Consider the following 23,867-nt stretch of genomic DNA (forward strand, 5'->3'; position numbering starts at 1 on the left):
ATAATATATATATAATAAGGTATGGTATTAAGAGAATTACTGAGGACAATACAACCGATACAAATTATCGGAAGCACAGAAGCGGAAATAACGGGAGTGAACATAGACTCTCGCCAGATAGAAGCCGGACATTTGTTTATGGCCATGCGCGGCACCCAGACGGACGGCCACACTTACATTTCTGCTGCAATAGAGAAAGGAGCTGTCGCCGTGCTTTGTGAAGACGTGCCTGAGACGCAAAAAGAGGGTGTTACTTATATTCAAGTGAAGGATAGCGAAGATGCCGTAGGCAAGGTAGCTACTGCTTTCTACAACGATCCGACCTCCAAGATAGAGTTGGTAGGCGTGACCGGAACAAACGGGAAAACTACCATCGCCACCTTATTATATCATACCTTCCGTTATTTTGGTTACAAAGTAGGCTTGATATCCACCGTCTGCAACTACATAGACGACCTGCCCATACCGACCGAGCATACCACTCCAGACCCCATCACCTTGAACCGGCTGCTGGGACAGATGGCGGACGCCGGATGCAAATATGTCTTTATGGAAGTCAGTTCACACTCTATCGCTCAGAAACGCATCAGCGGCCTGCGTTTTGCAGGAGGTATCTTCTCCAACCTGACGCGTGACCATTTGGACTATCACAAGACAGTGGAGAACTACCTGAAAGCTAAAAAGAAGTTTTTTGACGATATGCCCAAGAATGCATTCTGCCTGACTAACCTAGATGATAAGAATGGACTTGTCATGACGCAGAACACCCGTTCTAAAGTGTACACCTACTCTTTGCGAAGCCTCTCCGACTTCAAAGGCAAGATTCTGGAGTCGCATTTCGAAGGGATGCTTCTCGACTTCAATAATCAGGAACTGGCAGTCCACTTTATCGGACGTTTCAATGCCTCAAACCTGTTAGCCGTGTTTGGTGCCGCCGTATTGCTCGGCAAGAAGGAGGAAGATGTATTGGTTGCGCTCAGCACCCTGCACCCGGTTGCCGGACGTTTCGACGCTATCCGCTCGCCAAAGGGGTATACCGCCATCGTGGATTATGCACATACACCGGATGCACTCGTCAATGTATTGAATGCGATTCATGGCGTGCTCGAAGGAAAAGGGAAAGTCATCACCGTAGTAGGTGCAGGCGGTAACCGCGACAAAGGCAAACGCCCCATCATGGCGAAAGAAGCCGCTAAAGCAAGCGACCGCGTGATCATTACTTCCGATAATCCGCGCTTCGAAGAGCCGCAAGACATCATCAACGATATGCTTGCCGGACTGGACAAGGACGATATGCGAAAAACCATCAGCATAGCCGACCGACGCGAAGCCATTAAGACAGCCTGTATGCTGGCACAGCCTGGCGATGTAATTCTTGTAGCCGGAAAAGGGCATGAAAACTATCAGGAGATAAAAGGAGTGAAACACCACTTCGATGACAAAGAGGAACTGATGCAAGTCTTTAAGTCCTGAGTTTATGAGTTCCAGAGTCCTCGGATTCTCGAATCACTCACAATTCTAAGAGGTAACAAGGTTAAAGGCTCAACGGCTAAAAAGCCCCAAAACTTTAAAGAATAGAAACTTAAAGACCTAAGAATTTAAGAACCTAAAAAATTAGAAACTTAAAATGCTATATTATTTATTTCAATGGTTGGATAAATATGACATTCCCGGTGCGGGTATGTTCGGATATACATCATTTCGGGCACTAATGGCGATCATCTTGTCGTTACTCATCTCAAGCATCTGGGGCGACCGTTTCATCAAACTGCTGAAGCGGAAACAGATCACGGAAACGCAGCGCGATTCCCGTATCGACCCGTTCGGGGTAAACAAAGTAGGCGTGCCGAGCATGGGTGGTGTGATTATCATCGTTGCCATCCTCATCCCATGCCTGTTGCTAGGTAAACTGGAAAATGTCTACATGATCCTGATGCTTATCACCACGATATGGCTGGGATCACTGGGATTTGCCGACGATTACATCAAGATCTTCAAGAAAGACAAGGAAGGCCTGCACGGAAAATTCAAGATCATCGGGCAGGTAGGTTTAGGATTGATTGTCGGTTTGACGCTTTACCTCAGTCCGCAGGCAGTCATTCGAGAAAACATCGAGGTACAAAAGCCTGGACAGGAAATGCAGGTGATTCATGCCAGACAGGACATCAAGTCCACACAGACCACTATTCCATTTTTCAAGAGCAACAACCTGGACTATGCCGACCTCGTAGGCTTTATGGGCGAACATGCACAAGCTGCCGGTTGGGTATTATTTGTGATCATCACAATCTTTGTAGTGACAGCAGTCAGCAACGGAGCAAACCTGAACGACGGCATGGACGGAATGGCAGCAGGAAACTCTGCAATCATCGGACTGGCTTTAGGAATACTGGCATACGTATCCAGCCACATCCAATATGCCGGCTATCTGAACATCATGTATATACCAGGATCGGAAGAACTGGTGATCTTTATCTGTGCCTTCATTGGTGCCCTGATCGGTTTTTTATGGTATAATGCTTATCCGGCACAAGTGTTCATGGGTGATACGGGTAGCCTGACAATTGGAGGAATCATAGCAGTGATTGCCATCATCATACACAAAGAGTTACTGATTCCCATCCTTTGCGGTGTGTTCTTGGTAGAGAATCTATCAGTCATCATGCAACGGTTCTATTATAAGACAGGAAAACGGAAAGGAGTGAAACAACGGCTATTCAAGCGGGCGCCCATTCACGATCACTTCCGCACGTCCATGAGCCTGATAGAGCCGGGGTGCACAGTGAAGTTCACGACACCGGAACAATTGTTCCATGAGTCGAAGATTACAGTCCGCTTTTGGATTGTGACTATTGTGTTAGCAGCAATAACGATTATAACATTAAAAATCAGATAACAGTGTTACTGGTTGCAAGCTATAAGCTGCAAGTGCTCGCTACCGGTAACCGATAAAAAACAAACTTGTAGCAACTGTCAGCCCCTGTTACAAACAGTAACCCGTAGCTGGCAGACAGTAATTGAAAAAAACATGAGTAGAATTGTTGTATTAGGAGCTGGAGAAAGCGGTGCAGGTGCCGCCGTACTTGCCAAAGTGAAAGGGTTTGATACGTTCGTATCCGACATGTCAGCCATCAAAGACAAGTACAAGGCATTGCTGAACAAGTATGACATTGCCTGGGAAGAGGGACAACACACAGAGGAATTGATTTTGAACGCTGATGAGGTGGTGAAAAGTCCCGGTATCCCCAACGATGCTCCGATGATACTGAAACTGAAAGAACAAGGCACGCCCATTATCTCTGAGATAGAGTTTGCCGGGCGCTACACTGCCGCTAAAATGATTTGTATTACCGGGTCTAACGGTAAGACCACTACCACCTCGCTCATTTACCATATTTTCAAGAGTGCAGGACTGAATGTGGGCTTGGCGGGAAACATCGGCAACAGCCTTGCCTTGCAAGTGGCAACGGAACAACATGATTATTATGTAATTGAACTTAGTTCTTTCCAGCTGGATAACATGTACAACTTCCGCGCCAACATTGCCGTATTGATGAACATCACACCCGACCATTTGGACCGTTACGACCATTGCATGCAGAAGTATGTGGACGCCAAGTTCCGCATCACGCAAAACCAGACATCGGAAGATGCCTTCATTTTCTGGAACGATGACCCTATCATCAAGCGCGAACTGGCAAAACATGGGCTGCGCGCCCACCTCTATCCGTTCTCTGCCGTAAAAGAAGACGGTGTCATCGCATACGTAGAAGACGGAGAAGTGGAAATCAATGAACCGATAGCCTTCAATATGGAACAAGAAAGGCTTGCCCTGCAAGGTACGCACAATCTGTATAATTCGCTTGCTGCCGGTATCTCTGCCAATCTTGCCGGAATAAAGAATGAGTATATCCGTAAGGCATTGTCCGACTTCAAAGGTGTAGAACATCGATTGGAAAAGGTAGCAACCGTACGCGGGGTAGAGTTTATCAACGATTCCAAGGCTACAAACGTGAACTCATGTTGGTATGCTTTGCAAAGCATGAAGACCAAAACCGTGCTCATCTTGGGTGGGAAAGACAAAGGTAACGACTATACAGAAATAGAAGACTTGGTACGCGAAAAGTGCTCTGCACTGGTCTACATGGGATTGCACAATGAAAAGTTGCACGACTTCTTCGACCGCATGGGATTGCCCGTTGCCGAGGTGCAAACCGGTATGAAGGATGCTGTAGACGCCGCCTATCGCCTGGCAAAGAAAGGTGAAACGGTGTTGTTAAGTCCCTGTTGTGCCAGTTTCGACCTCTTCAAGAGTTATGAGGACCGCGGTGACCAGTTCAAAGAGTGCGTAAGAGCATTATAATTTTAATTACTAATTTTGTGAAGCATTGGATTTATTAAAAAGCATATTTAAAGGCGACAAGGTCATCTGGATCATTTTCCTTTTCCTTTGTATCATTTCTATCATAGAAGTGTTCAGTGCCGCGTCTACCCTGACGTATAAAAGCGGAGACCACTGGGGACCAATCACACAACACAGTATCCTACTGATGGTAGGTGCAGTCATTGTGGTGTTGGTGCACAATATACCTTATAAATGGTTTCAGGTCTTTCCGGTATTTCTGCTTCCGATCTCTATCGGATTGCTTGCCTTTGTCATGCTGATGGGTATCGTTACCGGTGACCGTGTTAACGGTGCCGCCCGCTGGATGACATTCATGGGAATCCAGTTCCAGCCATCGGAGATAGCTAAAATGGCAGTTGTCATTGTCACCGCTTTCATTCTCTCGAAGGGACAAGATGAAGACGGTGCCAGTCCGAAGGCCTTCAAGCGCATCATGATAATCACTTGCATCGTTTGCGGACTTATCCTACCGGAGAATTATTCGACAGGAATATTGCTGTTCGGCACGGTTTATCTGATGATGTTCATCGGACGGGTATCTGCCCGCAAACTATTGATACTGGGAGGAGGGCTTCTCGCTTTTGTTGCGATATTTGTCACCTTTCTGCTGGCCACGCCAAACGATACCCTTGAAAAGATTCCAATGGGCCATCGTTTCACGACAGTAAAATCTCGTATAGCCGACTTCACGGACAAAGGAGAAATACCTGCCGCCAAATATGACATAGACGGAAATGCACAGGTAGCGCATGCCCGCATAGCCGTAGCCACAAGCAATGTCGTCGGCAAAGGTCCGGGCAACTCTGTACAACGCGACTTCTTGAGCCAGGCATTTTCTGATTTTATTTATGCCATTATTATTGAAGAATTGGGGTTGGTGGGTGGAATTGTTGTCGTGTTTCTCTACATCTGTCTGCTGATACGTGTAGGACGCATTGCTAGAAAGTGTGACCGTACTTTTCCGGCTTTCCTGATTACAGGGATCGCCTTGTTGCTTGTCACGCAAGCACTGTTCAATATGATGGTAGCCGTAGGATTGGCTCCCGTCACGGGACAACCGCTTCCACTTATCAGCAAAGGCGGAACTTCCACATTCATCAACTGCGCTTATATCGGCATGATATTGAGTGTGAGCCGCTATACTGCAAGATTAGATGAACAACAAAAGAACGGCGCGCAAACACCAATGCAGATAGAAGCCCTCAGTGAGGAAAACAGTGATGTGCAAACAGCTGCCGAACCGACTGCTGAAGTATTGAACAGTGATGCTGAATTTGAATAAATTAAAGCTAATAGAAGACTGGATATGGAAACTAAGAATAACGGGCCGCGCATCATCATCAGCGGCGGAGGTACAGGAGGACACATCTTCCCCGCAGTATCTATTGCCAATGCTATCAAGGAGCTTCGGCCTGACGCCGAAATCCTCTTTGTAGGTGCAGAAGGACGAATGGAGATGCAACGTGTGCCCGATGCAGGATATAAAATCATCGGTTTGCCCGTTGCCGGGTTCGACCGAAAACATTTATGGAAAAATGTTGCTGTTATCGTGAAATTACTGCGAAGCCAGTGGAAGGCGCGCAAGATAGTAAAAGAATTCCGCCCGCAAGTGGCCGTAGGTGTAGGAGGTTATGCCAGTGGTCCTACCCTGAAGGTGGCAGGCATGATGGGGGTGCCAACTCTGATACAAGAGCAAAACTCCTATGCAGGAGTAACTAACAAGTTGTTAGCCCAAAAGGCACGTAAAATTTGCGTGGCATATAACGGAATGGAGAAATTCTTCCCCGCTGACAAGATCATTATAACCGGAAACCCTGTCCGCCAGAATTTGCTGGCTAACAAACCGGAGCATGGAGAAGCAGTAGCTTCCTTTGGTTTCAATCCGCAAAAGAAAACCATACTGATATTAGGAGGCAGTCTCGGTGCACGTAGTATCAATCAGACAATGATTGCCGCACTGGATGCTATAAAAGCACATAGCAACGTCCAGTTTATCTGGCAAACGGGAAAGATATACATCCAACAAATCAAGGATGCCATTACTACGGCAACCGGAGAAGCCGTACGCAATTCGCGTATTTCAGCGATCCCGAACCTGTATGTAGCGGATTTCATCAAAGACATGTCCAGTGCATATTCGGCTGCTGATCTGGTTATTTCACGTGCTGGAGCCGGTTCCATATCTGAATTTTGCCTATTAGGCAAACCTGTTATTCTGGTACCTTCTCCTAATGTGGCAGAAGACCATCAAACAAAGAATGCCTTGGCGCTGGTAGATAAAGAAGCGGCTATCTATGTGAAAGACGCAGATGCAATGGAACAATTAGTCTCTACTGCTCTTGAGACAGTGGCCGACGATGAAAAACTAAAGGTTCTGAGTAAGAACATATCCACATTGGCTTTGCCTGACTCGGCAGCTATAATTGCAAAAGAAGTATTGAAACTGGCAGCATGTAGCCCGGATGAATAACAGTCCTGCACCTGCACTAAGAGCATAATGTGCGTATGGACAAGAAACTATCGCCCATATATACTGCCAGATAATTAAAATAAGAAAGAACATGCTGAATATAGAGAACATCAAATCCGTATATTTTGTTGGCGCCGGCGGCATTGGCATGAGCGCCTTGATACGTTATTTCCTATCAAAAAACAAACTCGTTGCCGGCTACGACCGTACACCGAGCGAACTGACCAAAAACCTGAAGGAAGAAGGTGCACAAATACATTATGAAGAGAATGTAGCCCTTATCCCCGAAGCCTGCAAAGACCAGACTACAACATTAGTGGTATACACTCCGGCCGTGCCACAAGAGCATGCCGAACTGGTCTATTTCCGCAACAACGGTTTTGAAATACAGAAACGTGCACAAGTTCTGGGAACCATCACGCATAGCAGCAAGGGTTTGTGCGTTGCTGGAACACATGGTAAAACCACTACCAGCACAATGGCAGCCCATTTTCTTCACCAATCACACGTAGGATGTACGGCGTTTCTCGGAGGTATTTCCAAGAACTATGGAACCAACTTACTGTTATCTTCATGTAGCCCCTACACAGTTATCGAAGCAGATGAGTTTGACCGTTCATTCCATTGGCTGTCACCTTATATGAGCGTAATTACGGCTACGGATCCTGATCATCTGGACATCTACGGCACCGAAGAAGCCTATTTAGAAAGTTTCCGACACTATACTACTCTCATTCAACCAGGCGGTGCCTTGATTATCCATAAAGGAATAAGTCTGCAACCGGCAACAAATCCCGACGTACGCGTTTACACCTATTCACGTACAGAAGGTGACTTCCATGCTGAGAATATCCGTATCGGAAATGGCGAAATCCTCATCGACTTTGTAACTCCCGATACACGCATCAACGACATCTGTTTAGGTGTACCCGTCAGTATCAATATCGAAAATGGCATAGCAGCTATGGCGCTTGCCCACCTTAACGGTGTAACAGACGAAGAGATCAAACGTGGCATGGAAAGTTTCCGCGGTGTAGACCGCCGTTTCGACTTCAAGATCAAGAATGACAAGGTGGTATTCCTGAGCGACTACGCCCATCACCCTGCCGAAATAGCCCAAAGTGTAAAGTCTATCCGCGACCTGTATCAGGACAGAAAGATCACAGCTATCTTTCAACCGCATCTTTATACACGTACTCGTGATTTCTATAAGGACTTTGCCGACAGTTTGTCTCTGCTCGATGAAGTAATTCTCACAGATATCTATCCGGCTCGTGAACAACCTATCCCCGGTGTCAGCAGCAAATTGATATATGACAATCTGCGTTCGGGTATTGCAAAATGCATGTGTAGAAAAGAAGATATATTGGAGTTGCTCTCCCAAAAACAGATTGAAGTTCTGATCACGTTAGGTGCCGGTGACATTGACAATTATGTACCCGAAATTACAAAACAACTTAATTCGAGAATATAAGGATAAAGCATGAAAAATTTAGTTGCGTATCTTTCATACTTACATAACGTAACTAAATACTCATTCTTTATTCTTAATTCTTCATTAATATAAAGATTATGCTAAAGCGAATCCTATTACTCATCGTTCTGCTGCTCATCAGCACATATCTGGTGGTAGCCATCACAGCTTTCAACCGGAAGCCTGCCGGTCAGGTGTGTCATGACATGGAATTGGTTATCCGGGATACAGCTTACGCCAGTTTTATAACCAAAAAGGAGGTGACGGGCATACTGGAGAAGAAAGATATTCTCCCCATAGGCAAACCCATGGACCACATTCGCAGCAAAACTCTGGAAAAAGAACTTGCACAACATCCCCTTATCGATGAAGTGGAATGTTATAAGACTCCCAGTGGAAAGATCTGCGTAGAGGTTAGCCAACGGGTTCCCATCCTAAGAGTGATGAGTACCAACGGAGAAAACTACTATCTGGACAACAAAGGAGAAGTGATGCCTCCCAATGCAAAATGTATCGCCCATCTTGCCATTGTAACTGGAAAAGCAGAAAAGTCGTTTACCATGAGGTATTTATATAAGTTTGGTGTATTTTTGCAGAACAATAAGTTTTGGAACGCACAAATCGAGCAGATACATGTGCTTCCCGACCGAAATGTGGAACTGGTACCGCGCGTAGGGAACCACATCATCTATTTGGGCAAGTTAGACGATTTTGAGCATAAGCTCGATCGGGTAAAGACTTTCTATGAGAAAGGGTTAAATAAGGTAGGCTGGAACAAATATTCTCGCATCAACGTTGAATTTAGCAACCAGATTATCTGTACAAAACGAAAAGAATAAGTGAACAAGAAGACAAGCGAACAAGTTAGCAAAGCATTTGTTTCTATGATTTGTCTACTTGTCAATTAAATAATATAAAAAAATATGGCAACAACAGAATTTATCGCTGCTATTGAATTAAGTTCTTCCAAGATTTCCGGCATTGCAGGAAAGAAGAATGGTGACGGAAGCATGCAAGTGCTGGCTTATGCGCGTGAAGATGCCACTTCGTTTATTCACAAAGGAGTCATCTACAACATTGACAAAACCGCACAAGCCCTGACCTCCATCATCAATAAACTGGAAAGTCAACTGAATAACTCCATTGCCAAAGTATATGTCGGCATCAGCGGACAGTCATTGCGCACGGTAAAGAACACGGTAAGCCGTGTACTCGAAGAAGAAGGGATTATCTCGCAAGAGTTGGTTGATGCAATCTGTGACGAGAACCTCGAGATCCCATTGATAGACATGAGCGTGCTGGATGTGGCACCGCAAGAATATAGAATTGATAATAATTACCAAGCCGACCCAGTGGGCGTGGCTGGTAAACGCATCACTGGTAACTTCCTGAATATTGTGGCACGTGCTTCGCTCAAAAAGAATCTGGAACACAGCTTTGAACAAGCCAAAGTGGAGATTGCCGATTTGGTTATTGCGCCAACAGCTTTGGCAAAGGCTGTACTGACCGAAAGCGAGATGCGCTCCGGTTGCGCATTGATAGACTTTGGGGCAGATACTACTACTATACAAGTTTACAAGAACAACATCCTCCGTTTCCTCAGCGTGCTTCCGTTGGGTGGAAATAATATCACCCGTGACATCACCTCCCTGCACATGGAAGAGACCGAAGCCGAAATACTGAAACAGAAGTATGGCGACCTGCTCTACAAAGAAGAAGAAAGTGAGACCCCTGCTGTCTGCCTACTGGAAGACGGTCGCAGCATAGAAATCAATGCATTGAATAACATCATTGAAGCACGTGCCGAAGAAATCATTGCTAACGTATGGAACCTGTTGCAACTGTCTGGCTATGAAGACAAGCTACTGGCAGGTATCATCCTCACAGGCGGAGGTGCTAATCTAAAAAATATGGAAACAGTATTCCATAAACGCTGTAAGATTGACAAGGTGAAAACCGCGAGGTTCATCCACAATAGCATTTATGGTTTTAACGATGTACTGAAGAAAGACGGTATGCAGAATACACTGCTCGGATTGCTTGCTGCAGGAAACGAGAATTGCTGCCTGCAAGAAGTGAAACCTACTCCTGCCGCCAACGTTACCCCTTCGAAATCTGTCGATATGTTTGAAGACGATGAAGCCCTAAAAGAACAGGAAGTTGCCGCTCGTGCAGCGAAAGCCCAACGAGAGAAGGAAGAAAAGGAACGCCGTGAACGGGAGCGTAAGGAGAAAGAACGTAGAGAAAAAGAAGAGAAGAAGAAAAAGAAAAAAGAAGGTCCTAACTGGTTTGAGAAAGCTTTTGTTAGAATTTCAAATGAAATTTTCTCGGAGAGTGATGATATAAAGTGAATTCTGAATTTCAAATTATGACTTATAATATATAAAGTACGATATATGTCGCATGGCAATTCATAATTCATCAATCCTATAACGTATAAACAAAATTATAAATCACATAAATTCCATTAATCATGGACGATATAGTACAATTCGATTTCCCGACAGATTCCCCAAAGATTATCAAAGTAATCGGTGTAGGTGGTGGTGGTGGAAATGCCGTCAATCACATGTATCGGGAAGGTATACATGATGTGACATTCGTTCTGTGTAACACGGACAACCAAGCGTTGAAAGCCTCTCCCGTTCCCGTGAAACTGCAACTGGGCCGTTCTATCACTGAGGGGTTAGGAGCAGGAAACCGTCCCGAACGTGCCCGCGAAGCTGCCGAAGAGAGTAGCGAAGAGATCAAAGCATTGTTGGACGATGGGACAAAGATGGTATTCATCACTGCCGGAATGGGTGGAGGAACCGGAACGGGAGCTGCTCCCGTCATCGCCCGCATCGCCAAAGAAATGGATATCCTCACCGTCGGCATTGTCACCATACCTTTCATTTTCGAGGGTGAGAAGAAAATCATCCAGGCACTGGACGGCGTGGAACGTATCGCCCAGCATGTAGATGCACTACTGGTCATCAACAACGAGCGCTTACGGGAAATCTATTCCGACCTTACATTTATAAATGCTTTTGGAAAAGCAGATGATACGTTGTCCATTGCTGCTAAGAGTATTGCTGAAATCATCACCATACGCGGAACGGTGAATCTAGACTTTGCCGATGTGAAAACCATACTCAAGGACGGTGGTGTAGCAATCATGAGTACCGGTTTCGGTGAAGGAGAAAGCCGTGTGACAAAAGCCATTGACGATGCCCTACATTCGCCGTTACTGAACAACAACGATATTTTTAACGCCAAGAAGGTGATGCTGAACGTATCCTTCTGCGAAACTTCAGAACTCATGATGGAAGAGATGAACGAAATACATGAATTCATGAGTAAGTTCCGCGAAGGTGTAGAGGTCATATGGGGTGTAGCAATGGACAATACACTGGAAACCAAAGTAAAGATTACCGTACTTGCCACCGGATTCGGCGTAGAAGATGTTCCCGGCATGGATAGCGTGCTCGAAAAACGTAGTCAAGAGGAAGAAGAACGGCAACTTCAACTGGAAGAAGAAAAAGAAAAGAACAAAGAGCGTATCCGCAAGGCATACGGTGAAAGTGCCAGTGGCATCGGGAGCAAGAACGTCCGCAAACGCCGTCATATCTACATCTTCAATCCTGAGGATCTGGATAATGCCGACATCATCAACATGGTAGAAGACTCGCCCACCTATCTGCGCGATAAAACCACGCTGAGCAATATCAAGACCAAAGCAGCTGCCGAAATAGCAACAGAAGAAGCGCAAGTAAAAGAAGATTTAGGAGGAGTGATTACTTTTTGAACCGAAAGTTGAGAGTCAGGAGTTAAGCATCGAAAAGCGGTTGCGTCTTCATGCCACACAGCAATTCTTAACTCCCAGCTTCCAGCATGCAACTTATAAATAATAGTATTATGGATTTATTTGAAAAAGTCAGCGAAGACATTAAAAACGCAATGAAAGCCAAAGACAAAGTGGCTCTCGAAACACTTAGAAACATAAAAAAGGTATTTCTGGAAGCAAAAACCGCTCCAGGTGCCAATGATACCCTAACTGACGATGCAGCATTAAAAATCATGCAGAAACTAACGAAGCAGGGCAAAGATGCAGCAGAAATCTACGTACAGCAGGGACGCCAAGATCTGGCAGATGCCGAATTGGCACAAGTGAAAGTAATTGAAGCCTACCTGCCCAAACAGATGTCGGCAGAAGAGCTGGAAGCTGCATTGAAGGAAATCATCGCCGAAACCGGCGCCACCAGTGGAAAAGACATGGGTAAAGTGATGGGAGTTGCTTCCAAAAAGCTTGCCGGACTTGCAGAAGGACGTGCCATTTCTGCCAAAGTAAAAGAACTACTGGGATAAAATCCGTCTTTTATTAAGCTCATACAAGCCATACTTTCTTGGGTATGTATCAAAACTCACCTAATAAGAAAGCATGGCTTGTTTCTTTTTCTCAAGTAGAGGAAGCCGAATGCGATCTACATTGCGCAGATACAAAATAAGCCATCAGTCTGCATCAAAGAGTTCTTTAAGAACCTCAAGCGACTTCAAGACCGGAAAGCCAGGCAAGTGAAAACGATAAAATTCATTCATTATCGTAAGGCAACGTACGCGCTCGGTGCGGTGCATGGAGAAAAGATGCATCGTATCATAATTCATACGCATCAACACCGTCAGTTGCGCTGCCTCCTCAGGTAGCAGGTACGAAGAATGGAACTGCGGACGCAAGGGAGTGAAACAGGCACTCTGCAAATCGAAGTAATCGCCACTATGATAATTGTCTAAATTGGGATATAACCCCAAGAAACGAGACAGACGCATCTGAAAAACCAAATGGAAATTGGCATAACTGTCGCGACACTCATCCAGCCAGATAATGGAATGCTGCAAATAAGCAAACAACGGACGATTCTCCGCCTCCTCACGCACGGCATAATATAGAAATTCCGAAAGAAACAGAGCAATAGCCGACTTGTACGGATCGTAGGGTATAGTAGAAAACGGATAAAAAGATTTAGCTTCCTTTATTTTATATAGGTTGGCATTCGGAGGGAAGTCCGCCTCCAACTCCACCAAAGCCAGCGGTTGAAACAAGACCGACTTCACCGTTGTCTTGCGCGAGCGTGGTATTCTCACAATGAACGAGGCACGCCCCACAACCTCCGTATAGAGATCGGCAATAAAGGAAGTATCGTTATATTTCAGGGTACGCAACACGATACCCAACGTTTTCTGTAGCATCACTCAATTACGATTTTAAAACTAATCAAGTAACAAAACTACAAAAAAAGACGGAAACAGCGAGAAGAAACAGAAGAAGAAATAGTATCCCATATCACGAACATACCGGATATAACTTCATTATACAAAATGTGTAGATTCACCACACTGAATACACAGGCTTACCATGTACGCTCCATATCCCCAACAAGACCAAGTAACCAACGGAATAATAAAAACCGCGTTCTCTCGCCTGAGAACACAATAAGCCACAAAACAACCCTCCTTTTTGAAGAGCCAAAACTAGAAATTCCCAATATCCAACTCCGAAAGCCATGAAATTGCGTACAAATGGAAGGAAAAAAGCAAAAGCATATCTGACTGATTTTCAACACATATACAATACACCCAAAATAAAAATGCAATAAACCACGTCATTTTTTTCCAAGATTATTTTGTCAATTCAAAAATAGTCCCTACATTTGCAACCGCAAAAGAGAAACAAACCACTCTTTAAGAGCAGAGATGCTCACTAAGGAAGGCCCGTTCGTCTATCGGTTAGGACGCAAGATTTTCATTCTTGAAAGGGGGGTTCGATTCCCCCACGGGCTACAACTAAAAGAATAAACGAACTAAAAACAGATTAGTCGAGATGGCAAATCATAAATCATCACTGAAAAGAATCAGACAAGAAGAAACTAGAAGACTTCACAACAGATATTATGGCAAGACCATGAGAAATGCTGTTAGGAAGCTTCGTTCTACGACCGACAAAGCAGAAGCTACTGCTATGTATCCGGCTGTAACTAAGATGTTGGACAAATTGGCTAAAACCAATGTTATCCATAAAAACAAGGCTAACAACTTGAAATCTAAGTTAGCTCTTTACATCAATAAATTGGGATAAAGATTTAAGTCACATTATATTGAGCGGTCAAGCTTTAGGGCTTGACCGTTTTTTTATGCCCTTCTCTACCTCCCCCTAGTATCCCTGTTGTGTTTAGTAGAAGCTAAAAAGCTGTAAACGAACGAAATTTATGAGATACTTTCGTTTCCCATATCACGACTTTTCACTATATTTGCTCTGTTATTAGAATAAGAAAATTATATTTATGACTGAAGAACAGATTAACTCCAATAACGGGAGCTATTCAGCCGAGAACATTCAGGTTCTGGAAGGGCTGGAGGCCGTCAGGAAGCGTCCCGCAATGTATATTGGTGATATCAGTACAAAAGGACTTCACCATTTGGTTTACGAGGTTGTAGACAACTCTATCGACGAAGCTCTCGCCGGCTATTGCGACCACATCGAAGTAACGATCAATGAAGACAACTCCATCACCGTGCAAGATAACGGACGCGGTATTCCGGTCGACTTCCACGAAAAGGAGAAGAAATCGGCGCTGGAAGTCGTCATGACCGTACTGCATGCCGGTGGTAAATTCGACAAAGGTTCCTACAAAGTGTCCGGTGGTCTCCACGGTGTAGGTGTATCCTGCGTCAATGCCTTGTCCACACATATGACCACACAGGTCTTCCGAAATGGAAAAATCTACCAGCAAGAATATGAATGCGGTCATCCGAAATATGCAGTGAAAGAGGTCGGCACAAGCGACATTACGGGAACGCGTCAGCAATTCTGGCCCGATGGCAGCATCTTTACCGATACCATCTACAATTACGAGATACTTGCCACACGTATGCGCGAGCTTGCCTATCTGAATGCAGGCATCAAGATTACACTGTCCGACCTTCGCGTAAAGGATGAAGAAGGAAACTGCAAAACAGAAATATTCTATTCGGAAGAAGGTCTGAAAGAGTTCGTACGCTACATCGACTCTTCCCGCGAGCACCTGATGAACGACGTGATCTACATCAACACCGAAAAACAAGGCACACCCGTGGAAGTAGCCATCATGTATAACACTTCCTACAGCGAGAACATACACTCCTACGTAAACAATATCAATACCATCGAAGGGGGTACGCACCTGGCCGGCTTCCGCCGCGCGCTGACCCGCACGCTGAAGAAATATGCCGACGACAACAAGATGCTGGAAAAAGCCAAGGTAGAGATAGCCGGCGATGACTTCCGCGAAGGTCTGACAGCTGTCATTTCGATCAAGGTGGCCGAACCGCAGTTTGAAGGACAGACCAAGACGAAGTTGGGAAACAACGAAGTGATGGGAGCCGTAGACCAAGCTGTAGGCGAAGCACTGAGCTACTATCTGGAGGAACATCCGAAGGAGGCAAAGTTGGTGGTAGACAAAGTGATACTGGCTGCGCAGGCACGTGTTGCAGCACGCAAGGCACGCGAATCCGTGCAACGCAAATCGCCGATGTCAGGCGGTGGCATGCCGGGCAAACTTGCCGACTGTTCGAGCAAGGATCCGGAGGAATGCGAATTGTTCCTCGTCGAAGGAGACTCGGCAGGCGGTTCGGCAAAACAGGGTCGCGACCGCAGGTTCCAGGCCATTCTGCCGCTTCGCGGTAAAATCCTGAACGTGGAAAAAGCCATGTGGCACAAAGCATTCGAGAGCGATGAAGTAAACAACATCATACAGGCCATCGGAATACGCTTCGGTGTGGACGGAGAAGACAGCAAGGAAGCCAACATCGACAAACTGCGCTACAAGAAAGTCATCATCATGACCGATGCCGATGTCGACGGAGCACACATCGCCACGCTGATCATGACACTCTTCTTCCGCTATTTCCCGCAAGTGATACGCAGCGGTTACCTGTTCATCGCTACCCCGCCTCTCTACCTCTGCAAGAAAGGTAAAGTGGAAGAATACTGCTGGACAGAACAGCAACGCCAGAAGTTCATCGACACCTACGGCGGCGGTTCGGAAAATGCAGTGCACTCACAACGCTACAAAGGTTTGGGAGAAATGAACCCGGAACAATTGTGGGAGACGACCATGAATCCGGAAAACCGCATGTTGAAACAAGTCAGCATAGAGAATGCCGCTGAAGCAGACTACATCTTCTCCATGCTGATGGGTGACGACGTTGGTCCACGCCGTGATTTTATCGAAAAGAATGCAACGTATGCCAACATCGATGCATAAAAGAAATCAGCGACTAACGGTGCCGGCAGGCAGCCAATGGCTGACCGTTGAGCGCCAGCACGTATTCGCTGAATAACACGTTTTTATTAACCAACCTCACATCTTACAACGAGGAAGTGCCGGACGGACAGGATAATCCTGTTATCCGGCACTTTTCTTTTCGCCCTGTGGAACGAAGAGAACCGTCCCGTAAGATAAAAAAAATCGTCCCACGAGACCGTTTTTTTCATCTCGTGGAACGAATATTTTCACCTCGCGAGACGGATTTTTTTATCTCATGGGACGATTTTTCCCGGCTCACGAGACGATTTCCTTCAATTCATGAGACCGATCAGACATTCTCCTATAACATATCTTGTTTCTTCATCTCCTCTGCCACCAGTTCCAGCTCAGCATACCAATCCTCGCCAAACTTGCGTATTAGCGGTTCTTTCAGAAATTTATATACCGGAAGATTTTCTTTCCGTCCCAGCAGCACAGCTGCCTTGCAGACGTCCCACCGATTATAGTTCACTGCCTTATATGCACCGTAATTCCCTACCCTTATCGGATAGAGATGGCAGGAAACCGGTTTATAGAAGTCAGTCTTACCCTCCCGATAAGCCTTCTCGATGGCACAATAGCAACAGCCTTTTTCGTCATAGCAAGTAAAGACACAATCCTTATTGTTGACAATGGAAGTGACCAAGTCGCCTTCGCAATCTGTATAGACAACACCTTGCTTTTCCAACACGGCGTGTGCCTCTGGCGAAAGTTCATCCCAAATCACCGGAAGCACTTCTTCCAGCTTTTCTACCTCCTCCAACTCCACGGGAGCACCGGCATCCCCCTCAATGCAACATGCACCTTTGCAGGCACCCAAGTCGCAAAGAAATTTCTCACGCAGTACGTCAAAACTTACTACAACATCTCCTATCTGTATCATATAAACATTTTATGGTTGAATAGACAAATCGATCACATAGCAATCGTCCACATAGAAAGTGGTACCTGCATAGCTATGAATCTCAAAAACGAAAGTATTTGCAATAGCCGGAACTCTTATTGTATAGTCAAATAATTTCCATTCCCCTCCTGTATCAGAAAAACGGGGAATCCCATATCCTCCCCCTCTTATAATGTCCAGCGTATCCTCATCATAAAAGGTTCTCAAAACATCGTTGGATATATTGGAAGAAGCACTCTTACGGAAATAGCAATACATCCTCGCTCCATTGCCAGATTCCCCATCCATCAGATAATGATGAACAATCCTGATGCGATGCCCGGGCACAACAGATACAGGCTGGCTAATTAACGCCGTAATTCCTGTCCTCGGTGAGCATAGTTTAGCAGAAGCAGTACCTTCATAAACAATCTCGCGTTCAGCAAATACACATTCTTGCTGTGTGCGCATAGACCAACCATCGAGATACTCCTTACTCCCGAATATTCCACCACTCCATCTCTCACAATTACCGTTAGTCAGCAGATTCATAAGTTGCGTCGGCTCTTCCAGCGGCGGCTGTTCGTCCGTATCCTCCTCTATTTCCTTCACACAGGAAGAACAGACAAGGGTCAAGCAACAAAAAAGTATAAGATAGCAATAATGCATGAATTACCCTAAAAGAATAGAGTGCATCAAAACGTCAACAGTATCCATCTTCAGTTTCAACACACTCTATTCCGGTTTTCGTATATATCTTACTTTATCAAATCCTTACCCGTAATCTCAGCCGGCTGCTCCATGCCGAGAATATGCAGGATAGAAGGAGCCACATCTGCCAGAACACCGTTCTCCACCTTGGCATCCTTGTTTTCCGTTACGTAAACAAAAGGAACAGGATTCAGGGAGTGGGCCGTGTTCGGAGTGCCGTCTTCGTTCAACGCATGGTCAGCGTTGCCGTGGTCGGCAATGATGATGACTTCGTAATCGTTGGCCTTGGCAGCTTCCACAGTATCCTTTACGCATTCGTCGATGGCTTTCACGGCTTTCTCGATAGCACTATAGATGCCGGTATGACCTACCATGTCACCGTTTGCATAGTTCACGACGATGAAGTCGAACTTCTGGGTATTAATAGCTTCTACCAGTTTATCTTTCACCTCGTAAGCGCTCATTTCCGGCTTCAGGTCGTAAGTCGCCACCTTCGGAGAGGGAACCAGAATACGTTCTTCTCCATCGTAGGGAGTCTCGCGGCCACCGTTGAAGAAGAAAGTAACATGAGCATACTTTTCTGTCTCTGCAATGTGCAGCTGCGTCTTGCCCTGAGTAGACAGATACTCGCCCAACGTATTCCGCACATTCTCCTTGTCGAAAAGGATATGAACACCCTTGAACGAAGCATCATACGGGGTCATGCAGTAATACTGCAATCCCGGAATGGTATGCATGCCTTGTTCGGGCATATCCTGCTGCGTCAGTACAATGGTCAACTCTTTGGCACGGTCGTTACGATAGTTGAAGAAGATCACCACGTCGCCTTCCTTGATGGTACCGTCTACATTACCATTGACAATCGGCTTGATAAATTCGTCCGTCACACCTTCGTCATACGATTCTTGCATCGCCTGAACCATATCCGTGGCTACCTTGCCTTCACCGTTCACCAACAGATCGTATGCTACTTTTACACGCTCCCAACGTTTGTCTCTATCCATTGCGTAGAAACGTCCCACGATAGAAGCTACCTTACCGGCAGACTGTGCACAGTGTGCTGTCAGTTCTTCAATAAAGCCCTTACCGCTCTTCGGGTCGGTGTCACGACCGTCCATAAAGCAGTGAATGAACGTATTGTCCAAGCCATATTCCTTAGAAATATCACACAACTTGAAGAGATGGTCCAAAGAACTGTGCACACCACCGTTGGAAGTCAATCCCATGAAGTGGACATTCTTGCTGTTCTCTTTGGCGTAAGAGAAAGCGGAGATCACTTCGGGGTTCTTCAGGATGCTATTGTCTGCGCAGGCACGGTTGATCTTCACCAAATCCTGATATACGATACGGCCGGCGCCGATATTGAGGTGTCCTACCTCCGAGTTACCCATCTGTCCGTCGGGCAATCCCACGTTCTCGCCGCTCGCCTGGAGCTGTGAATGCGGATATGTCGCCAACAGATAGTCCCAGTACGGAGTGGGAGTATTGAAAATCACATCGTCCTTCTGATGGTCGCCACAACCCCAACCATCGAGAATCATTAAAAGAGCTTTCTTTGCCATAATATTAATCGAAATTTAATTGTACAATTATCTATATCTGTCCTTGTTTCCTTCTTTAGCAACAGCCACAGACGCAATCTGTTGATAAAAAACAAACTTTCGGGCTGCAAAGTTACGAAAAAGCACGGTTTATGCGTACATTTTCAGGTGATTTATATACTTTTGTGCCCAAAGGGAGTCCTAACCTTCAACCATCAACAGTCAACAATTAAAAGCAAAGCGTATGAACACACATCGACTTTTTGCACTAATATGCCTCCTGCTCACAACTGCAGTAACCTACGCACAGTCCGAAACCCTCGTCGTAGGAAAGAAGACAGACGGAACCGATCTGAAAGCCCAATGCTACACCTTCCCGCAACGAATAGAGACTTTCGCCATGAGCGAACAAGGAGATTATCTCTGCATCTGCTTCAGAGAACTCTCACAAAACGGAAGAACCCCGAAGAGCAAAGGAGAACTCGGATTCTACGACACACAAAGCAACCGGCTGTTATGGAAGCAACCTTTCAACTTTGCCAGAGCACAAATCACCTGCCTCTCGGATGGTGTACTGGTGGTCGACATAAACAACAAGATATCCCTGCTCAACAAAGAAGACGGAACTAAGAGATGGGAAACCAAACTATTCCCGGTGCATGTGGACGACTCGTTGGGACTGGTCTTAGGCTATAACTCCCCCACCGCCAACAAGCTCCGCGCCATCAGCCTGAAGTCCGGCAACGTACTCTGGAAAAACAAGATGCCCCACCAATATGGCTGGAACCAGGTGCTCGACCTCAAAGAGAACAAGCGACTGATCGTTGCCGACGAATTGCACCGGCTGGACTTCATGACTGGAGAGCTCCTCACCTACCCGGGCAAACCGGGAGCGCACGACACTAAAGCAGCATTGTTGCAAGGACTCGCCATGGTGGCACAAGCCGCTCTCGGTGCAGCAATCTCCGGTGGAATGTACTACGGTTATTACGTCCCCGCCGGCAACAACACCATCACGGGACTGACCTCCAACATCCTCCCTCAAGATTCGGTCTACTACTGGGCGGACCGCGAACAGATTTCCTGCGTAGACACCGCACTCAACGTAGTCTGGCAAAAAGAATTCCCGAACGTAAAGGCGTCGCGTTCCATGCTCTTCATGCAAGACGGCAAACTGTTCATGCTGAATTACGGCTACGGCCTGCGCGAGGGCAGAAGCCGCAAAAAATACGGACGCCCGTTCATCGCCTGCTACGACCCGCAGAACGGCGAAGAACTCTTTTTCAATCAACTGAGCGTCAAGAAAGACATTATTGAGAATGCCCTGCATACAAGCAATGCCCTGTATATGCTGTTTGACGACGGAATGGCCTATCAGGAACTGGCGGACTCGGTCGTGAACATCGTGCCGTGGGACACCAAGCGACACGGCAAACTGGAAGAGATACTGCCCAATACCTTGTACGTTGCCAACGACGATAAGACCGTTTTCCAATCGCTTGCCTTCGACGGCGAGCATTGCCTGGTCTACAACGAACAGGGCATCATCTACGAAGTGGATAAAGACCTGCACATCAGCAACACCTACGAACGCAGCCGCGTTTACGTCCCCCGTATCCGCCTGAAAGACTACTTGTGCATCGGCAACGGCAAGGACTATTGGTTCATCCACGAGATAGGAATGCCCGTCGCCCACCTGAAAGCAGACTTCAAAAAAGGACAAGTGGTCGGCAACAAGCTCCTGTTGCTGGATGGAAACAGCCGGTTCCTCTTCATTGACTTGGACGAAGCAATAGAATAACCACCCGGAACTTCCCCAGCATCCGCCTGCAAGATTACAAAAAAGGAGACGGGCATGTAAAGGATTAATCTACGTTAAGTTAAGGTGACTTCTTAAGGTTCTTTGGAAAGAATACTTACCTTTGGACGCAAAGAAGCAATATCCATACGATTTGCATAACACCGGAAACAACATGAAAAAGATTTTCCTCTGCCTGCTGCTCTTGGTTTCGGGAGTACTGAAAGCACAAGTCATCGAGAACCCCACGTTCAAGGCACGTAACGGAAGCATCCGCAACATCACGCGCATCGAACGTACTCCGCAGTACACCAAAATCTACATCCACGCTATCTTCCGCCCACGCTGGTGGATCATGGAAGAGGGAGACAACTACCTGGAAGATGCCGTTACCGGCAAGCACTACGCGCAGACAGGCATTGAAGGCATCGAACTGAATAAGAAAGTCTTCATGCCCGATTCCGGCGAAATGGACTTCGTGATGCTGTTCGAGCCGTTGTCCAAGGAGATTCGGAGCATACACCTCATCTCTCCCGGCAGCGACGAATACAACACCTACGACATCTCACTTGTTCCCTCCGCCCCCAGACAGAAGTCTCCTCTGGAGCAAGTGGAAGGCAACTGGTTTACCCACGACGCACAAGGACGCTGGACGTATGGCATCCACGACTCCATCGTTATCTTGAACAACCGCTTTTACACGACCGTGGAATGCAAGAAAAAGGGTAAGCGCCTCACGCTGACCGCCAGGGAGCGCACAGACGGTTCCATCGCCACCCTGCTGCTGACCCCGGACAAAGACGGCTCCTGCCTCATCGCCCCTTATGCGGGCAAGTTGTTGTTCATTGACTTCTGGGGCACCACCTGCGCCCCTTGCCGCGCCGGCATCCAGAACACCGCCCACCTGCGCGAAGCATACCGTAACCATCCGGAGTTCCAGTTCGTCTACATCACCGGTGAGAGCGAATCTCCCGAAAAAGACTACACGATGTACGTGGAGAAACACCTGAAAGGCGAAGTCTGCTACCGCCTGACGGACACGGAGTACAAATATATGCGCCAGCTCTTCCGCTTTAACGGCATACCCCACTACGTGGTAGTAGAGAAGGACGGTAGCATCTCCACCGAAAATGTCGGAACCCACGAACTGGCCGATTTCCTGAAACGCCGTCTCGACAGCGGGAAACAGGCAACGGCTCCTTCCGACGACAATCCCCATACACAACTATAAGAAAGGAGGCACCCCGATGAGAACATATCTTGATTGTGAATCCGGCTTTATAGAGAAAGCGCAGTGGATGCCCAACTGCTGGATAAACGTCGAATGTCCGGACGACGACGACTTCGACTTCCTGACCAAAAAACTGAAAGTTCCCGAATCTTTCCTGGAAGACATCGCCGACGCAGACGAACGCCCACGCACAGAGACGGAGGAGAACTGGCTACTCACCATCCTGCGCATCCCCATGCAAAGCAACCAGCAGGACATCCCGTTCATCACCGTGCCCATAGGCATCATTACCAACGACAAGATTATCGTATCGGTATGCTACCACAAAACGGAACTTATCCCCGACTTCATCCTGCACGCACGCCACAAGGGCACCACCGTGAACAACAAACTGGACCTGATCTTGCGAATGATCCACTCTTCCGCTGTCTGGTTCCTGAAGTACCTGAAGCAAATCAACAACGAAGTAGCCAGTGCAGAAAAGAAGCTGGAGAACAGCATCCGTAACGAAGATTTGCTCCGCCTGATGAAACTGCAAAAGACGCTTGTGTACTTCAAAACCTCCATACGCGGCAATGAAGTGATGATAGGACGACTGAGAAACATCTTCCAGAATACCAGCTACCTGAACAAGGAGCTACTGGAAGACGTCGTCATCGAACTGAAACAGGCCTACGACACCGTAAACATCTATAGTGACATCCTCACAGGCACGATGAATGCGTCTGCTTCCATCATCTCAAACAACGTCAACGCCATCATGAAACGCATGACGAGCCTCTCCATTACGCTCATGATACCGACACTAATAGCCAGCTTCTACGGCATGAACGTAGATATCCATCTGGAAGATTTTCCGTATGCTTTCTTCTTCATCATACTGATCTCCGCTATTCTTTCGGCAGGGATATTCATTTGTTTCAAAAAAATCAAATGGTTCTAAAAGTAATGCAGGAAGGTAAACTCTGACTTTCTGCCCTTGTGCCTTCCCCCCACTGCACCATAGCCCAAAGGTTATTGCTCTGTACCAACT

At 46.6% G+C, this 23,867-nt stretch carries 19 protein-coding genes and 1 tRNA gene; 16 read left to right on the top strand and 4 right to left on the bottom strand.

The window, feature by feature from the left end:
- The first annotated feature begins 21 nt into the window (after positions 1–21).
- The 10 genes from QZ323_RS01125 to QZ323_RS01170 all read left to right on the top strand — a co-directional run bounded on the left by QZ323_RS01125 (position 22) and on the right by QZ323_RS01170 (position 12,696).
- Positions 22–1,473: a UDP-N-acetylmuramoyl-L-alanyl-D-glutamate--2,6-diaminopimelate ligase gene (locus tag QZ323_RS01125; protein WP_294632101.1), complete on the top strand. Its 1,452-nt coding sequence runs from the start codon at positions 22–24 to the stop codon at positions 1,471–1,473.
- A gap of 154 nt (positions 1,474–1,627) precedes the next feature.
- Complete coding sequence (gene mraY / locus QZ323_RS01130; protein ID WP_294632103.1) at positions 1,628–2,896, top strand: phospho-N-acetylmuramoyl-pentapeptide-transferase; 1,269 nt, start codon at positions 1,628–1,630, stop codon at positions 2,894–2,896.
- A 132-nt stretch (positions 2,897–3,028) separates the two neighbouring features.
- Positions 3,029–4,363 carry a UDP-N-acetylmuramoyl-L-alanine--D-glutamate ligase gene (murD, locus tag QZ323_RS01135; RefSeq protein ID WP_294632105.1) on the top strand — a complete coding sequence of 445 codons (1,335 nt, stop codon included), beginning with the start codon at positions 3,029–3,031 and terminating at the stop codon, positions 4,361–4,363.
- Positions 4,364–4,388: 25 nt separating this feature from the next.
- Positions 4,389–5,687 (top strand): FtsW/RodA/SpoVE family cell cycle protein, encoded by a 1,299-nt coding sequence (locus tag QZ323_RS01140; RefSeq protein WP_294632107.1) that lies wholly within the window; start codon positions 4,389–4,391, stop codon positions 5,685–5,687.
- A 24-nt stretch (positions 5,688–5,711) separates the two neighbouring features.
- Positions 5,712–6,875: an undecaprenyldiphospho-muramoylpentapeptide beta-N-acetylglucosaminyltransferase gene (gene murG / locus QZ323_RS01145; RefSeq protein ID WP_294632109.1), complete on the top strand. Its 1,164-nt coding sequence runs from the start codon at positions 5,712–5,714 to the stop codon at positions 6,873–6,875.
- Between the two features lie 94 nt (positions 6,876–6,969).
- Positions 6,970–8,349 (top strand): UDP-N-acetylmuramate--L-alanine ligase, encoded by a 1,380-nt coding sequence (gene murC, locus QZ323_RS01150; protein ID WP_294632193.1) that lies wholly within the window; start codon positions 6,970–6,972, stop codon positions 8,347–8,349.
- Between the two features lie 98 nt (positions 8,350–8,447).
- Positions 8,448–9,188, top strand: coding sequence for a cell division protein FtsQ/DivIB (locus QZ323_RS01155; protein WP_294632110.1), 741 nt, complete (start codon positions 8,448–8,450; stop codon positions 9,186–9,188).
- Between the two features lie 84 nt (positions 9,189–9,272).
- Positions 9,273–10,700: a cell division protein FtsA gene (gene ftsA, locus QZ323_RS01160; protein ID WP_294632112.1), complete on the top strand. Its 1,428-nt coding sequence runs from the start codon at positions 9,273–9,275 to the stop codon at positions 10,698–10,700.
- Between the two features lie 122 nt (positions 10,701–10,822).
- Positions 10,823–12,136, top strand: a complete 1,314-nt coding sequence (gene ftsZ / locus QZ323_RS01165) for a cell division protein FtsZ (RefSeq protein WP_294632113.1) — start codon at positions 10,823–10,825, stop codon at positions 12,134–12,136.
- 110 nt (positions 12,137–12,246) lie between these two features.
- Positions 12,247–12,696, top strand: coding sequence for a GatB/YqeY domain-containing protein (locus QZ323_RS01170; protein WP_294632114.1), 450 nt, complete (start codon positions 12,247–12,249; stop codon positions 12,694–12,696).
- Positions 12,697–12,840: 144 nt separating this feature from the next.
- Here the strand turns inward: QZ323_RS01170 and recO are convergent, their stop codons facing one another.
- Positions 12,841–13,575 (bottom strand): DNA repair protein RecO, encoded by a 735-nt coding sequence (gene recO, locus QZ323_RS01175; protein WP_294632115.1) that lies wholly within the window; start codon positions 13,573–13,575, stop codon positions 12,841–12,843.
- A 519-nt stretch (positions 13,576–14,094) separates the two neighbouring features.
- Here recO and QZ323_RS01180 point away from each other — a divergent pair.
- The 3 genes from QZ323_RS01180 (at position 14,095) to gyrB (ending at position 16,628) form a co-directional block, all read left to right on the top strand.
- Positions 14,095–14,166: transfer RNA gene (locus tag QZ323_RS01180), tRNA-Glu, on the top strand.
- A gap of 40 nt (positions 14,167–14,206) precedes the next feature.
- The gene (gene rpsT / locus QZ323_RS01185; protein ID WP_294632116.1) at positions 14,207–14,461 is read left to right on the top strand and encodes a 30S ribosomal protein S20; all 255 of its coding nucleotides are present in this window, start codon (positions 14,207–14,209) and stop codon (positions 14,459–14,461) included.
- A 205-nt stretch (positions 14,462–14,666) separates the two neighbouring features.
- A complete protein-coding gene (gene gyrB, locus QZ323_RS01190) occupies positions 14,667–16,628 on the top strand; it encodes a DNA topoisomerase (ATP-hydrolyzing) subunit B (RefSeq protein WP_294632117.1) in 1,962 nt (653 codons plus the stop codon).
- 343 nt (positions 16,629–16,971) lie between these two features.
- Here gyrB and QZ323_RS01195 read toward each other — a convergent pair whose 3' ends face one another.
- From QZ323_RS01195 to gpmI, 3 genes are all read right to left on the bottom strand, one after another.
- Complete coding sequence (locus QZ323_RS01195; RefSeq protein ID WP_294632119.1) at positions 16,972–17,553, bottom strand: DUF3109 family protein; 582 nt, start codon at positions 17,551–17,553, stop codon at positions 16,972–16,974.
- A gap of 9 nt (positions 17,554–17,562) precedes the next feature.
- Entirely contained in the window at positions 17,563–18,165 is a 603-nt protein-coding gene (locus QZ323_RS01200) for a hypothetical protein (RefSeq protein ID WP_294632120.1), read from the bottom strand.
- A 146-nt stretch (positions 18,166–18,311) separates the two neighbouring features.
- Positions 18,312–19,826, bottom strand: coding sequence for a 2,3-bisphosphoglycerate-independent phosphoglycerate mutase (gene gpmI / locus QZ323_RS01205; protein ID WP_294632121.1), 1,515 nt, complete (start codon positions 19,824–19,826; stop codon positions 18,312–18,314).
- Positions 19,827–20,049: 223 nt separating this feature from the next.
- Here gpmI and QZ323_RS01210 point away from each other — a divergent pair, with 223 nt between their 5' ends.
- The 3 genes from QZ323_RS01210 to QZ323_RS01220 all read left to right on the top strand — a co-directional run bounded on the left by QZ323_RS01210 (position 20,050) and on the right by QZ323_RS01220 (position 23,777).
- Positions 20,050–21,606: a PQQ-binding-like beta-propeller repeat protein gene (locus tag QZ323_RS01210; protein ID WP_294632123.1), complete on the top strand. Its 1,557-nt coding sequence runs from the start codon at positions 20,050–20,052 to the stop codon at positions 21,604–21,606.
- A 172-nt stretch (positions 21,607–21,778) separates the two neighbouring features.
- Complete coding sequence (locus QZ323_RS01215) at positions 21,779–22,834, top strand: thioredoxin-like domain-containing protein (RefSeq protein ID WP_294632125.1); 1,056 nt, start codon at positions 21,779–21,781, stop codon at positions 22,832–22,834.
- Positions 22,835–22,850: 16 nt separating this feature from the next.
- Positions 22,851–23,777 carry a magnesium transporter CorA family protein gene (locus QZ323_RS01220; RefSeq protein ID WP_294632127.1) on the top strand — a complete coding sequence of 309 codons (927 nt, stop codon included), beginning with the start codon at positions 22,851–22,853 and terminating at the stop codon, positions 23,775–23,777.
- The last annotated feature ends 90 nt before the right edge of the window (positions 23,778–23,867 follow it).

Source organism: uncultured Bacteroides sp. (genome assembly GCF_910585845.1).
Lineage (GTDB): Bacteria > Bacteroidota > Bacteroidia > Bacteroidales > Bacteroidaceae > Bacteroides.

Coding starts and splice junctions, on each gene's coding strand:
- QZ323_RS01125 (WP_294632101.1), top strand. CDS start 22: ATGGTATTAAGAGAATTACTGAGGACAATACAACCGATACAAATTATC.
- mraY (WP_294632103.1), top strand. CDS start 1,628: ATGCTATATTATTTATTTCAATGGTTGGATAAATATGACATTCCCGGT.
- ftsA (WP_294632112.1), top strand. CDS start 9,273: ATGGCAACAACAGAATTTATCGCTGCTATTGAATTAAGTTCTTCCAAG.
- murD (WP_294632105.1), top strand. CDS start 3,029: ATGAGTAGAATTGTTGTATTAGGAGCTGGAGAAAGCGGTGCAGGTGCC.
- QZ323_RS01220 (WP_294632127.1), top strand. CDS start 22,851: ATGAGAACATATCTTGATTGTGAATCCGGCTTTATAGAGAAAGCGCAG.
- QZ323_RS01195 (WP_294632119.1), bottom strand. CDS start 17,553: ATGATACAGATAGGAGATGTTGTAGTAAGTTTTGACGTACTGCGTGAG.
- QZ323_RS01170 (WP_294632114.1), top strand. CDS start 12,247: ATGGATTTATTTGAAAAAGTCAGCGAAGACATTAAAAACGCAATGAAA.
- ftsZ (WP_294632113.1), top strand. CDS start 10,823: ATGGACGATATAGTACAATTCGATTTCCCGACAGATTCCCCAAAGATT.
- QZ323_RS01155 (WP_294632110.1), top strand. CDS start 8,448: ATGCTAAAGCGAATCCTATTACTCATCGTTCTGCTGCTCATCAGCACA.
- recO (WP_294632115.1), bottom strand. CDS start 13,575: ATGCTACAGAAAACGTTGGGTATCGTGTTGCGTACCCTGAAATATAAC.
- QZ323_RS01210 (WP_294632123.1), top strand. CDS start 20,050: ATGAACACACATCGACTTTTTGCACTAATATGCCTCCTGCTCACAACT.
- murG (WP_294632109.1), top strand. CDS start 5,712: ATGGAAACTAAGAATAACGGGCCGCGCATCATCATCAGCGGCGGAGGT.
- QZ323_RS01215 (WP_294632125.1), top strand. CDS start 21,779: ATGAAAAAGATTTTCCTCTGCCTGCTGCTCTTGGTTTCGGGAGTACTG.
- gyrB (WP_294632117.1), top strand. CDS start 14,667: ATGACTGAAGAACAGATTAACTCCAATAACGGGAGCTATTCAGCCGAG.
- rpsT (WP_294632116.1), top strand. CDS start 14,207: ATGGCAAATCATAAATCATCACTGAAAAGAATCAGACAAGAAGAAACT.
- gpmI (WP_294632121.1), bottom strand. CDS start 19,826: ATGGCAAAGAAAGCTCTTTTAATGATTCTCGATGGTTGGGGTTGTGGC.